Genomic DNA, 14,292 nt, shown 5'->3' on the forward strand with positions numbered 1-14,292 from the left:
GCGTCAGACGGAACTACACCCCCAGCCCCATCCGCCTCCGTGATGATGATGGTGATCATGGTGATTGTGTCCTCCATGGTGATGATGTCCGCCGTTATGATTGTGCCCACCATGATTGTGTCCTCCATGATGATGATTCCGATAATACAATCCATTATTTTCTATATAATTCATGTTTCTCCGCTCCTTTTCGATTTTTTCATTTTCATATGCATTAAGAGTGGGATAAAAATGTGATAGTACACTGTATGTAGGACAAATGCGGAAAGTATAGGTGAAATGTCTATATTTTGTAAAAAAAGCAAAACACCTTATAATAAAGATGTCATATTACATCTTCTATTTAAGAAATCTATATTGAAAAAAGATTAGGGGAATTATATAGAAATGAAGAAGCCTATCGTTCAGTTACTATTAATATTTACAATTGTATCTATCGTTCTGTTCCTATTAAATACATCGTATATTTCGTTATATACATTTGTCGGTGCTCTATGGTCCATCACAATCGTAGGAATTTCATTCGTTATCTTTATAGAAAATAGATCTCCACAAAGCACATTGGCATGGTTTTTAGTATTAGCACTTCTTCCTATTATAGGTGTGCTTTTATACGCTATTTTCGGGCGCAGCCGCTGGAGAAGAAAAAAACATCTCCATCGTTCAGAAGAACAAAGAAAATTATTCCGTGAAATATTAGAAGGAAGAAGACTAGAGTTATTACTCACAGTCCCACTAAATGAACGTTCCATACATTTAACAGAAGTCATACAAAAATTTGGAAGCGGTCCTGCCGCAGATAAAACAACTACAAAACTTTTAACAAACGGAGATCAAACATTTTCAGAAATTTTGCGAGCTATAGAGCAGGCAAAACATCATATACATATTCAATACTACATTTATAAATCTGATGAAATTGGTACAAAAGTTCGAGATGCTTTAATACAAAAAGCAAAAGATGGTGTTATTGTACGCTTCCTTTATGATGGTCTTGGAAGTAACACGTTAAGAAGACGATTTTTGCAACCTATGAAAGAAGCTGGGATTGAAATTGTAGAATTTGACCCTATTTTTTCAGCTTGGTTACTTGAAACTGTCAATTATCGTAACCATCGAAAAATTGTTATTGTAGATGGAGAAATTGGTTTTACCGGAGGACTCAATGTCGGTGATGAATATCTTGGCCGTTCAAAGAAATTTCCTGTTTGGCGTGATAGTCATCTAAAAATAGAAGGAAAAGCATTATATAAATTACAAGCAATCTTTCTAGAAGACTGGCTCTATGCCTCTAGTGGTTTAAATACTTATTCCTGGGATCAATTCATGAATAGACAATACTTCCCAGGTAAAGAGATTTCACATGCAGAAGGTGCTGTTCAAATCGTAGCAAGCGGACCAAGCTCCGATGATAAAAGTATTCGTAATACATTATTAGCTGTTATGGGCTCTGCAAAAAAATCCATTTGGATCGCTACACCCTACTTTATTCCAGATCAAGAAACTTTAACATTATTACGCTTAAGTGCAATTGCCGGAATAGATGTACGGATTTTATATCCAGGTAAAAGTGATAGCATCATTAGTGATCAAGCATCTCAATCCTATTTCACTCCACTTTTAAAAGCTGGTGCTTCTATTTACAGTTATAAAGATGGTTTTATGCATGCAAAAATTGTACTCGTTGATGATACAATTGCAACTATCGGAACAGCGAACATGGATGTACGTAGCTTTGAATTGAATTACGAAATTATTAGCGTACTTTATGAATCAAAAACAGTTCACGATATTAAACGTGATTTTGAAAAAGATTTTAAACATTCAACTGAAATTAAATGGAACTCTTTCCAAAACAGAAGTATAAAAAAACGCATATTGGAGTCTTTCATGAGGCTCATTTCTCCTTTACTGTAAGCAATCAACTTCATCTTGATTGCTTTTTCTTTTCCCTTTATCCTCCTTCCTTTTCTTTGCATACCATATTAAAACAAGTTATCATAAGATGTATTACTTTATGAAAATAATGTTAGGTGGGAAATACATGTTAGAACAATTTCATATACATTCTGATTTAAAACAGCAGCTTTCTACGATTCATGAAAAGAATAAACAAGAAGCTGGTGAAAATGCTCATTTAATCGGTACTAAAATATATAAAGCATCTGATAACAGCATTATCGAAGATGCGATTACAGCACTTCTTCTTGGCAAGAACATTCTATTAAAAGGACCGACTGGTAGTGGTAAAACAGTACTAGCGGAAACTCTTTCTTCTTTATTTCAAAAACCAATGCATAGCATTAACTGCTCTGTCGACTTAGATGTAGAAGGTATTTTAGGATACAACACACTACAAACGAAAGATGGTGCATCTGAAGTTTCATTCGTTAACGGTCCTCTTATGAAAGCAATGAAGAACGGTCACTTCCTATATATTGACGAAATCAATATGGCAAAACCTGAAACTTTACCGCTACTTCACGGCGCATTAGATTACCGTAAAATGATCACAAACCCATTTACACAAGAGGTTGTATACGGTGATGAAGAATACCGTGTAATTGCTGCGATTAACGAAGGTTACGTTGGAACAAGTGAACTAAATGAAGCATTAAAAAACCGTTTCGTTATTATTGAAGTTCCTTACATTCAAGGTGACACATTAAAAGAACTATTATTAGCAGAATCAAAATTAAATGATGTTGCAACAATTGAAAAGTTTGTTGCATTTGCAAGCGACCTTATGCCTTTAGCTCGCGATGGACGTGTAAGTGAAGAAGCAGCAAGTATTCGTGGTATTATCGACGCATGTGATTTAGGTGTATATATTCCTGTTATGCGCGCTATTGAACGAAGCATAATTGCAAAACTTAATGATGAAACAGAACAAATGACTGTCCGTGAATTAGCAGAAAGTTATTTCTTTGAGGGATAATTTATGAGACAAATTTTTAGTGACAAAAAAATTGATGCGTCGCTGTTTCTACAAATGGAAAACTTAATGTATGCCCTTCTAAAAGAAGACGATGCCTATCTTGAATATGGCTATAAAGCATACTACGACGAAATTGAAAAGAAAGTTGTCATTAGTCACTTTTGGGATGATCGAAAAGAAGAAGATACAGTAATCGGATTAAAAAGCGAAGTGTTCTTAAAAGCACTTGGTAATAAACATTACTCGGACATGACTTTAATTCGTTCTTATGCGATTGAATTGCAAGAATCGCCCCTAAAAAAGTTTTTAACACAATTATTTGTTCTATTAGAAGATTTACGCGTTGAGGAAATCGTAAAGAACTTACGTCCTGGCACGAAGCATATTTTTAAACGCCGAAAAGAAATGTACCGCAATTATTTCGGCTCTCAAAATGAAATAAACCGCGTTCGTAATTATCACGGTGATCGTTTGTTTTGCCTATGCTATCTTTCATTAACGAGCGATAAATATGAAATGTTTAATAATGAATATTTTGAGCAAATTGAAGCGATTTTACATGAAACATTCCAAGCACGTAATACAGAAGATATTATGTATGTCGTTGAGAAAATTCGCTATCGCTTAGAGGCGCTTCTTGAAAGTGATATGCTTAACAACTATTTCGGACATGCTCCACTTTACTTATCTGTTCTTGCAGACGAAAAGAACTGTCGCGTCGAAGATTTAGCAAATGATGATACACAGCTTATAGATGACGATGAAAATAAAAACAAAATGGATGAAAGTTTCTCCACATGGCATCGTGAAAATAAAAATAACGAAAACGAGAACTTTTTACGCTTTGAATTAGAAAGCGGAACAAAAACAAACATGATGGGCGATACTGCTCGTGAATCAGAAGATGGCGACCAAGCACTTGGTTCTGTACAAGGTACTTCTCAAAAAAGTACACAATCCAACTTTGATGGCGCTGATACAGAAGAAGCAAGAGCTTCACACGCTTCTAGCCAGCACGACGGTGCATACGGTAAGTATAATGTAGGTGCTTCTCATACATTTAAAGAAGCTCGCAAAGCAAATATCGATGAGAAAAAAGATTACCAAGCTATCAAATCAGTCATCAATAAAGATGTAAAAGAATTAAAGAAAATTATCGAAAAAACGATTGAAAATAAAACGAATGCGAATAGTGATAAATATTACGGAAGGCTTCGCAAAAAATTCCTTCGTATTTATACCGAAAAACAACCGCGTATGTTTTATAAAAAAGGACAAGAGTCACAAGAACTCGATGTTGCATTCCAACTGTTAGTTGACTGTTCTGGTTCTATGTATAACAAAATGGAAGAGACGAAGAAGAGTGTTGTACTATTCCATGAAGCTTTAAAATCTTTAAAAATCCCGCACGCTATTAGCGGATTTTGGGAAGATGCCTCTAGCGCTAAACCTGAAGATAAGCCGAACGTTATCCATGAAGTTGTAAATTATAAAAACTCAACGTTACCAAACGTTGGTCCGGAAATTATGCAACTTCGTGAAGAAGAAGATAACCGCGACGGATATATTATTCGTATCGTTTCTGAAAAGCTTGCAAAAAGACCTGAGAAACATAAATTCTTACTAGTCTTCACAGATGGTGAGCCTTCTGCGCTAGACTATCAACAAGATGGAATTTTAGATACGCATGAAGCTGTTAAACTCGCGCGTAAAAGTGGCATGGAAGTAATCGGTATCTTCATCGAAGAAGGCGAGGCAAAAGAAGCAACTTATCAATTGATGAAGAACATTTATAACCATCACTTCTTAGTTGCAAATCATGCTGAAGATTTACGATTGAAGATTAAACCATTACTGAAAAAATTATTACTGAAGACGATTGAATAGAAGATAGGAGCCTTGTGGCTCCTGTTTTTTCATTCAATTACTTTGTTTCTGGTTGAAACTTATATGGAATGGCTACTTCTAATAAGGATTCAAATCCTCCGTCATAGTATGGGAAGCGCTCATTCGCAATTGTTCGATCCACCCACTCTATTGCAGAAATTTCACCTTCATCTTCCGCAATAAGTTCACCTTTTACTACATTCGCTCGGAATGTAAAAAATAGTGCATGATTCCCTGATTCCTCAAAGAATTTTTCATTGATCGCAACAAGTCCACCTAACGTAGCAATTAAACCTGTCTCTTCTTTCACTTCTCTTATTAGTGCTTCCTCTAATATTTCACCTTTTTCCACAGCCCCACCTGGCAATGACCAAACGTTTTGTTCTGCATTATGTACCATTAATATTTTATCTGTTTCCTCGTCATGTATTAGTGCGTATACGACATCTACTCTTTGCATAAGACTTCTCTCCTCCCAAAAATAATGAAGAGCCGATTCCTAAGAATCGACTCTTCCTATTAATTCATCACTAACTCAGCTGTGAGCTTTTTTTTTAACTTAGCCAACATGTCCGTTGTCATTTTGTCTAAATCGTATTCTGCTTTAAAGCCCCACTCTTTCATTGCTGCAGTTGCGTCAATAGAGTTTGGCCAACTATCAGCGATTGTTTGACGAGCTGAATCTACTGCATAATCCATTGTAAACGTCGGAATGTGTTTACGAATTGATGCTGCAATTTGCTCTGGCTCAAAACTCATTGCCGTAATGTTAAATGCATTTCTATGCACTAGCTTACTTGGATCAGCTTCCATTAATGAAATGATCGCTTGTAAAGCATCAGGCATATACATCATGTCCATGTACGTTCCTTCAGCAATGTATGAGGTGTATGCACCTTTTTTAATCGCCTCATAATAAATTTCAACTGCATAATCAGTCGTTCCGCCTCCTGGAGGAGCTACGTAAGAAATTAAACCTGGGAAACGGACACCGCGCGTATCTACGCCAAACTTTTGATGATAATAATCACATAGTAATTCTCCTGCTACTTTGTTTACCCCATACATCGTAGTAGGACGCTGAATTGTATCTTGCGGTGTATTATCTTTTGGCGTCGATGGACCGAATGCACCGATCGAACTTGGCGTGAAGAACTTACAGTTTAATTCACGAGCTGCTTCTAATGCATTTACAAGTCCGCCCATATTTAAGTTCCATGCGAATAACGGATTTTTTTCTGCTGTTGCTGAAAGTAAAGCTGCTAAATGAATAATTGTATCTACTTCATTATGCTTTGCAATATCATGTAATTTTTGTCCATCTGTTACATCTAACGTTTCAAACGGACCAGACTTTACTACTTCACTATCTGTTTCACGAATATCTGTTGCAATAACATTTGATGCGCCGTATACATCACGAAGTTTCATTACTAGTTCAGAACCAATTTGCCCTAAAGAACCGGTTACTAGAATTTTTTTCATTTTCCCCACTCCTCATTTGCAAGCTATTCAAAAGATGCCCTTACTTAAATGATGCCCATTTCTTTTCCTACTTTTTCATACTTACGAATTGCTTCATCTAACATTTCTTTCGTATGAGCTGCTGTAGGCATATTACGAACACGACCTTTTCCTTTTGCTACAGTTGGGAACACAATAGATTTTGCGTATACACCTTCTTCATTTAGACGCTTACTAAATTCTTGTGTTAACACTTCGTCCCCAATAATACAAGGTGTAATTGGCGTTTCACTTTCCCCAATGTTAAAGCCAAGTTCTTTTAATCCTTGTTTTAAGTAGCGGCCATTTTCCCATAAACGATCATGTAACTCTGTGCTTTCCATTAAGATTTCAATTGATCTCATGCAAGCTGCTGCATCAGCTGGTGTTAATGCTGTAGAGAATAAGAATGGACGTGAACGAACTTTTAACCAGTCAATTAAGTTTTGTTTCCCTGCTACATATCCACCAATTACCCCAATTGCTTTTGATAATGTACCAATTTGGAAATCAACTTTATCAGATAGACCGAAGTGCTTTACAGTTCCTGCACCTTTTCCAAGTACACCTGAACCGTGTGCATCGTCTACATATGTCATTAAATCTAATTCTTCTGCAATCTCAACAATTTCTGGTAGTTTTGCAACATCTCCATCCATTGAGAAGACACCGTCTGTAATTACCATTAATTTATTGTAAAGACCCGATTCTTTCGCCGCGATTGCTTTTTGGCGTAAATCTTCCATATCAGAATGTTTATAAACAATAATTTTTGCCTTTGATAGACGACTACCATCAATAATAGAAGCATGGTTTAATTCGTCTGAAAGAATTGCATCATTTTTATCCATAACAGCTGAAATCGCTGCCATATTACAGTTAAATCCTGATTGGTAAGCAATTGCCGCTTCTGTATGTTTAAACTTTGCAATTGTCTCTTCTAATTTAATATGCAAATCTAAAGTACCGTTAATTGTACGAACAGCTCCTGCCCCAACACCGTACTTATGAATTGCACCAATTGCTGCTTCTTGCAAACGGCTATCTGTTGCTAATCCAAGATAGTTGTTTGAAGATAAGTTAATATATTCTTTTCCGCCAATTGTAATGATTGGTCCATTTGAACTCTCAAGCGGATCAATTACGTTATAAAGCCCCTTTGATTTTAAATCCTCTAAATTTTCTTCTAAAAATTTTGCAAGTGTTTTACTAGACATCGTGAAGCCTCCCATCGTTCATGTAAGCGGATTATTGTCTTAATAGTTCTAATAATCCCTCTACTAGCTTAACACGTTTTCAGAATTTATTATAGAAAAATAGTTTAAAGTAACCGCTTACAATTTTAGATTATATATGATTCATTATAATAAATCTATCATTTACTTTTCATATTTGATAGAATTAAAAAAATATTTTGGGAGGTTTCAAACATGGCATTTACAGAATCTGATGTATACAATAACACAGCATTTTTCGAACAATATATGAAACGAAGATACCGAGAAAATAGCCCAAATGAATCCATTGAAAAACCAGTATTCTTTCAGCTCATTGGTCATGTGCAAGGAAAACAAATTCTCGATTTAGGCTGTGGTGACGCTAAGTTTGGTGCGGAATTATTAGAAAAGGGATGCTACTCTTACACTGGCATTGAAGGCTCCGAACTTATGTATGAAAAAGCTAAAAATCAACTAGAAAATAAAAATGGATCTGTTCATTTTTTAAACCTCAAAGATTATACCTATCCCTCTTCCACTTTTGATTTAGTAACATCTAGACTCGCCTTACATTATATTGAACATCTTGATACCATTTTTCAAAATGTGTTTCAAACTTTAAAAACAAATGGCACCTTTACCTTTAGCGTTCAACATCCCGTTATTACTTCTTCATTTGAAAGCTTACAAACAAGTGGTAAAAGAACGAGTTGGCTCGTCGATGATTATTTTAAACTAGGCAAACGGGTTGAACCATGGATTGACCAAGAAGTTATTAAATATCATCGTACAACGGAAGAGTATTTCACATTATTACAGCAAGCTGGATTTACCATTACATCATTAAAAGAAGCTACACCAAATCCAATCTATTTTCAAAATGAAGAAGAGTATAAACGTCGCTTACGAATTCCTCTCTTCCTCTTATTTTCTTGTACCAAATAAAAAAAAAACGATGAATCACTCATCGTTTTTTTATCTTATCGCCTGAGCAACTTCTTTAACTACACGTCTTCCTCTTCCATGCGGGATACAAAGCGGTGTTCCAAACAACGGATCCGTACTAATTTGACACTCCATTCGGAATACATCACGTACTAGTTTCTCATCTACCACTTCTTCAGGTTTACCTTGTGCATATATTTGTTTATCTTGAATTGCTACAATGTTATCTGCATAGCGGCATGCTAAATTTAGATCATGTAATACCATAACAATTGTTCTTTGTTCTGTTTCATTTAATTCGAATAATAAATCCAGCACTTCAATTTGGTGAGTCATATCTAAGTATGTAGTGGGCTCATCCAGTAAAATGATATCTGTATCTTGTGCAAGTGTCATTGCGATCCAAGCACGTTGACGTTGCCCACCTGAAAGAGCATGCACATCACGCTCAGCAAATTCTGTCATACCTGTCGCTGCAAGTGCTTTCTGTACCATTTCCTCGTCTTTTTCTGACCATTGCTTCAGCCATGTTTGGTATGGATAACGCCCTTGCTTTACAAGTTGTAATACTGTAAGTCCTTCTGGTGCTTGTGGTCCTTGCGGTAAAATCGCCATTTGACGAGCGATTTGCTTCGTTTGCATACTTTGAATGGCTTGATTATCTAACAAAATATCACCAGTTGTTGGTTTTAATAATCTAGCTAGTGAACGTAATAAAGTTGATTTCCCGCAACCGTTAGAGCCGATAAAGATTGTAATTTCGCCTTTTGGAATTTCTAAATTCAACTCATCAATAATACTTGTTTCACCATAAGACAACGTCAAGCGTTTCGTCTCCAATGCTTTTTGCATATTCATCTCCCTTTATGAATTCCGACTTTTATAAAGTAAATAAATAAAATAAGGTGCACCAATTGCTGATGTAAATACCCCTGCTGGAATTTCAAGTGGCGTGAAAATTGTACGCCCTATTAAATCTGCAGCAAGTACTAGAATTGCACCGACAATAGCTGCAACTGGGAGTAATGCACCGTATAAAGAACCAACCAATCTTCGTGAAATATGAGGTGCCATTAAACCGACAAATCCAATCCCTCCGGCAAAAGCTACCGCACCACCAATTAAAGCTGTACTAAGTAATAGCATAAATACACGCGACTTCGTTAAAGGAACCCCAAGTCCTACCGCTATATCATCCCCTAGCTCTTGTGCATTTAAATGCCTAGCTGCGATAAATGATATTACTGTTAAAATGAGAACCCAAGGCGCAAGTACCATAACATTTTGCCAAGAAGAGCCGTAAACGGTACCCGTAATCCATACATTTGCTTGGCTCGCTTGATAAATTGGTGCTAGCAACATAAATAATGTTGTCGCAGCCTTCGTTAATGCCCAGAATCCAACACCAATTAAAACGAGACTAATTGGTGATAATCCATCATTTTGCCATGCAAATAAGTATACAAAAACCGCTACAATCGTTGCTCCTGCAAAAGCTGCGAGCGGCATATAATGAATACTTACCGTTAGTGCATTATTTTTATCACTAAATAGCGCTAAAAATAATACAACTGCAACACTTGCCCCGCCCGTAATCCCGATGATATCAGGAGAAGCAAGTGGATTTCGAACAAGCCCTTGTAAAATACAGCCCGCTACCGCGAGCGCAATTCCTACGAGGATAGCAATTAAAATACGCGGCATACGAAACTTATTTACAACCATGTTTGACATCGCATCGCCATTTCCGGTAATTGCTTGCCATACGTCATAAGGAGCAATTTTCATGTCTCCCATACCTGCGCTCGCAAAGAATAATCCTATTAAAACAAGTAGTAAACTTAACAAGACGAGACAAGCTCGTTTATACATTAAAAACGAGAGCTCGCCTTTTCCTATACGAAACGGAATATATTTCTTCATTTGCTAAGCCCTCTCTTACGTGCAATATAAATAAAGAACGGTGCTCCAATAAATGCTGTCATAACTCCTACTGGTACTTCTTGTGGCATAATGACATATCTTGCTGCTATATCAGCCAATATTAGTAGTATTGCACCTAACAATCCGCTATAAGGCACTCTCCATCTGTGGTCAACTCCAACAAGAAATCTAGCAAAATGCGGAGTAATAATCCCAATAAATCCAATTGGGCCAGCAACCGCAACTGAACCACCAGACAACAGTACAATAATAAGTAACACGAATGATTTCATTAAAATTGTTCGTTGTCCAAGTCCTTTCGCGACGTCTTCTCCCATCATCAATGTATTTACTTTTCCTGCCATAATAAGAGATGCAATCCATCCTATTAATAAATATGGGAATACAGATTGTAAAATTTCTAACTTTCGCCCTTGCACAGATCCAGCAAGCCAAAATAATACCTCTTCAAGTGCTTTTTCATTTAACACAAGTAATCCTTGTGTTAATGATGAAAATAACGCACTAATTGCGACCCCTGCTAACGTTAACTTAAGAGGAGTAGTCCCTTCTTTTCCTAAAGAACTAGAAGCAAATACAAGTACAGCTGCAACCGCCGCTCCTAAAAAGGCGATCCATGTGAAAGCTGATAATGATGTTACTGAAAAGATTACAATTGCTACAACTATGAAGAACGCAGCACCTGAATTTAATCCAATAAAATCTGGAGAAGCAAGTGGATTCTTAGTTAAAGTTTGCATAAGACAACCAGCAATGGCTAAACTAGCACCAACACTAGCTGCAATTAACGCCCTAGGCAGACGTACATTTTGAATAATAATATGTTCATTGGAACCGTTAAAATGGAAAAAAGCATCCAATGCTAGTTTCCAACTCGTATTTGTATATCCGAAAATAATACTTCCCCAAATACAAATAACGACTGCAATGATTCCAACAAATAATCCAATCCCTTTTGCTCGATTTGTTTTTAATAACATGCAGCGTTTCCCCTTCAATGTATAATGATACGTTGTTAGTGTATTTCAACTTAATTCTTATTGTCAACGGAAATGAGAATTATTTTCACCCATATATATTGACAATTAAAAGATAAAGGCTTAATATCATGCTTGCTATTGAAAAATATTCTCAACATTTAGGGGGTACATAATGAATTTCATGCGGAAGAAATCGTTTACAGTATTTGTATTTTTACTAGCATTTTCAATGCTTTTAAGCGCTTGTGGAAAATCAAGTAACAAAGAAGAATCTACAAAAGAAGATAATAAAAAAGAAGTGGTTACTGTAGAACATGCAATGGGTAAAACAGAAGTTCCTGCTAATCCAAAACGTGTAGTTATCTTAACAAATGAAGGAACTGAAGCTTTACTTGAATTAGGTGTGAAACCAGTTGGTGCTGTAAAGTCTTGGACTGGTGACCCATGGTATCCACATATTAAGGATAAAATGAAAGATGTAAAAGTTGTTGGTGATGAAGGACAAGTTAACGTTGAAACAATTGCTTCTTTAAAACCAGACTTAATTATCGGTAACAAAATGCGTCACGAAAAAGTATACGAACAACTAAAAGCAATTGCACCTACTGTGTTCTCAGAAACATTACGTGGTGAATGGAAAGATAACTTCAAATTTTATGCAAAAGCATTAAATAAAGAAAAAGAAGGTCAAAAAGTTGTAGCTGATTACGAATCACGTATGAAAGATTTAAAAGGCAAACTTGGCGATAAAGTAAATCAAGAAATCTCTATGGTTCGTTTCATGCCTGGTGATGTTCGTATTTATCATGGTGATACATTCTCTGGTGTTATTTTAAAAGAACTTGGATTTAAACGTCCTGGAGATCAAAACAAAGATGATTTTGCAGAGCGTAACGTATCTAAAGAGCGTATTTCTGCAATGGATGGTGACGTATTATTCTACTTCACATTCGATAAAGGAAATGAGAAAAAAGGATCTGAATTAGAAAAAGAATATATTAATGATCCGCTATTTAAAAATTTAAATGCAGTAAAAAATGGTAAAGCATACAAAGTTGATGACGTTATTTGGAATACAGCTGGTGGCGTAATGGCCGCTAACCTACTATTAGATGACATCGAAAAACGCTTTGTTAAATAATATTTCCTTAACCAGCTCCCTTCTATGGAGCTGGTTATTTTTCAATTCACTTAAATGTCACATTATTTCGTTTTGTATTTTTATTCCCAATATGTTATATTGAGAAAGTAAATAGAATATATTTTCTTTATATCAGAATAAATATTTTAATCTAAATTTTCTGATTAATCACTATTTTATTTTCTTTTAGAATTCAATTATTACATTTGAAAACGCTTATCATCTTGTTTTCAGGGCAAAATACAGTAACGGTCGAAGAAAAATAGAACTTTTTCAGAAATTTTCTTTCTATTTCCATATAATTCTATTGACTTCTAAATATTTTGTAAATTAAAATGATTACATAAATATCCGTTATACAGGATTAGGGGGAAACAAACATGGATGCAGCTTTAAAATTAGACAAAGCTGGAGAGCAACAATCACCAAAAAAACATCCACCAGGGTTATACTTGTTGTTCTTTACAGAGGCATGGGAAAGATTTAGTTATTACGGAATGCGTGGCTTATTAGTTCTTTATTTAACAACGAGCTTAGTAAGCGGCGGTTTAGGATTTGATAAAGCAGTTGCAGTTCAAATTTACGGTATTTTCACAATGCTTGTATATTTCACACCTATTATTGGTGGTTGGTTAACTGACCATTTCATTACGAAGCGACATGCCATTACTATTGGTGGTATCATCATGGCAATTGGTAACTTCGTACTATTTTCAATGAATACGAAAACTGGACTATTTTTAGGATTAGGATTATTAGTTATCGGTAACGGATTCTTCAAACCGAATATTTCGACTTTATTAGGTCAATTATATAGTGACAACGATTCTCGTCGTGATAGTGCCTTCACTATCTTCTACATGGGGATTAACTTAGGAGCTCTTATCGCTCCATTCATTTGCGGTTACTTCGCAGATTATAGATACGGTTTCTTAACAGCTTGTATCGGTATGATTATTGGACAAATTGCATTTAACTTATTAGCACCTCGTTACTTAGGATCAGCTGGAACAACAGTTGTGGGTAAAAAATCTAAAGAACAAAATGCAAAAGCTGTTGAGAAAAAACCTTTAACACCACAAGAGAAAAAACGTACTGTTGCAATTTTAATTTTAACTTGTTTCGTTGTATTCTTCTGGGCAGGATTTGAACAAGCTGGTAGCTCTTTAACACTTTACACAGATAAGTTCGTAGATCGTACAATTGGTGGATTTACAATTCCAACACCTTGGTTCCAATCTGTAAACCCACTATTCATTATCTTACTAGCATTACCTGTTTCTGCGTTATGGATTAAGCTTTCAAAAACAAAAAATGGTGATTTGAAAATCCCAACAAAAATGGCATTAGGTATGATTTTACTAGGGATTGGATATTTAGTTCTAACTTTAGCTGTTTTAAAAACTGGTAGCGATGAAGGTAACATTACAATGAAAGCAAACTTACTATTCATTGTATTCACTTACATGTTCCACACAATCGGTGAGTTATTCTTATCACCAATCGGATTATCTATGGTAAGTGCAATCGCTCCTGTTAAACTAGCATCATTATTAATGGGTGTATGGTTAGCTGGTACTGGCTTCGCAAACTTATTAGCAGGACAATTAGCCGCTTTCACTCAATCTTTAGGATATTTAGAAGTATTCGCAAGCATCGGTATTATCGTAATTGTACTGGGATTAGTACTTCTTATGTTCTCTAAGAAAATTGCACATATGATGGAATAACAAAAAG

The 14,292-nt window shown here is 35.7% G+C and carries 12 protein-coding genes and 1 pseudogene; 6 read left to right on the forward strand and 7 right to left on the reverse strand.

Translation table 11 applies throughout. The features are described 5' to 3' along the window. Positions 1–9: 9 nt before the first annotated feature. Positions 10–174 (reverse strand): annotated as a pseudogene (locus tag DN403_RS20565) (cobalt transporter); the annotation flags it as partial. Positions 175–387: 213 nt separating this feature from the next. On the opposite strand from DN403_RS20565, the gene DN403_RS20570 reads away from it, so the two are divergent. From DN403_RS20570 to DN403_RS20580, 3 genes are all read left to right on the forward strand, one after another. Beyond that, on the forward strand, positions 388–1,917 hold the full coding sequence (locus DN403_RS20570) for a cardiolipin synthase (protein WP_149185702.1): 1,530 nt from the start codon (positions 388–390) through the stop codon (positions 1,915–1,917). Positions 1,918–2,044: 127 nt separating this feature from the next. Continuing rightward, positions 2,045–2,938, forward strand: coding sequence for an ATP-binding protein (locus DN403_RS20575; RefSeq protein ID WP_000892989.1), 894 nt, complete (start codon positions 2,045–2,047; stop codon positions 2,936–2,938). Between the two features lie 3 nt (positions 2,939–2,941). Next, positions 2,942–4,825 (forward strand): vWA domain-containing protein, encoded by a 1,884-nt coding sequence (locus DN403_RS20580; protein WP_074789903.1) that lies wholly within the window; start codon positions 2,942–2,944, stop codon positions 4,823–4,825. A 37-nt stretch (positions 4,826–4,862) separates the two neighbouring features. Here DN403_RS20580 and DN403_RS20585 read toward each other — a convergent pair whose 3' ends face one another. From DN403_RS20585 to DN403_RS20595, 3 genes are read right to left on the reverse strand one after another with little or no spacing between them, the layout of a single operon-like run. Next, positions 4,863–5,285, reverse strand: coding sequence for an NUDIX hydrolase (locus tag DN403_RS20585; protein WP_001189930.1), 423 nt, complete (start codon positions 5,283–5,285; stop codon positions 4,863–4,865). A 59-nt stretch (positions 5,286–5,344) separates the two neighbouring features. Further along, positions 5,345–6,310, reverse strand: coding sequence for an L-threonine 3-dehydrogenase (locus DN403_RS20590; RefSeq protein WP_000723120.1), 966 nt, complete (start codon positions 6,308–6,310; stop codon positions 5,345–5,347). Between the two features lie 44 nt (positions 6,311–6,354). Then, the gene (locus tag DN403_RS20595) at positions 6,355–7,545 is read right to left on the reverse strand and encodes a glycine C-acetyltransferase (RefSeq protein WP_000095903.1); all 1,191 of its coding nucleotides are present in this window, start codon (positions 7,543–7,545) and stop codon (positions 6,355–6,357) included. 213 nt (positions 7,546–7,758) lie between these two features. On the opposite strand from DN403_RS20595, the gene DN403_RS20600 reads away from it, so the two are divergent. Further along, positions 7,759–8,490, forward strand: coding sequence for a class I SAM-dependent DNA methyltransferase (locus tag DN403_RS20600; RefSeq protein WP_000885973.1), 732 nt, complete (start codon positions 7,759–7,761; stop codon positions 8,488–8,490). Between the two features lie 30 nt (positions 8,491–8,520). Here DN403_RS20600 and DN403_RS20605 read toward each other — a convergent pair whose 3' ends face one another. The 3 genes from DN403_RS20605 to DN403_RS20615 are packed head-to-tail and all read right to left on the reverse strand — an operon-like array spanning position 8,521 to position 11,414. Continuing rightward, on the reverse strand, positions 8,521–9,342 hold the full coding sequence (locus DN403_RS20605; protein WP_001167972.1) for an ABC transporter ATP-binding protein: 822 nt from the start codon (positions 9,340–9,342) through the stop codon (positions 8,521–8,523). A gap of 12 nt (positions 9,343–9,354) precedes the next feature. Next, on the reverse strand, positions 9,355–10,413 hold the full coding sequence (locus DN403_RS20610) for a FecCD family ABC transporter permease (protein WP_000760052.1): 1,059 nt from the start codon (positions 10,411–10,413) through the stop codon (positions 9,355–9,357). After that, positions 10,410–11,414, reverse strand: coding sequence for a FecCD family ABC transporter permease (locus DN403_RS20615; RefSeq protein WP_000925213.1), 1,005 nt, complete (start codon positions 11,412–11,414; stop codon positions 10,410–10,412). Before DN403_RS20615 ends, DN403_RS20610 begins: the two co-directional genes overlap by 4 nt. A 172-nt stretch (positions 11,415–11,586) precedes the next feature. Here DN403_RS20615 and DN403_RS20620 point away from each other — a divergent pair, with 172 nt between their 5' ends. Both DN403_RS20620 and DN403_RS20625 read left to right on the forward strand, forming a co-directional pair. Then, positions 11,587–12,555, forward strand: coding sequence for an ABC transporter substrate-binding protein (locus tag DN403_RS20620; RefSeq protein ID WP_001010281.1), 969 nt, complete (start codon positions 11,587–11,589; stop codon positions 12,553–12,555). A gap of 380 nt (positions 12,556–12,935) precedes the next feature. Then, on the forward strand, positions 12,936–14,285 hold the full coding sequence (locus tag DN403_RS20625; RefSeq protein ID WP_000338303.1) for a peptide MFS transporter: 1,350 nt from the start codon (positions 12,936–12,938) through the stop codon (positions 14,283–14,285). Positions 14,286–14,292: the final 7 nt, after the last annotated feature.

Origin of the sequence: Bacillus sp. AY2-1, assembly GCF_008368965.1 — a bacterium.
GTDB classification, from domain to species: domain Bacteria; phylum Bacillota; class Bacilli; order Bacillales; family Bacillaceae_G; genus Bacillus_A; species Bacillus_A thuringiensis_S.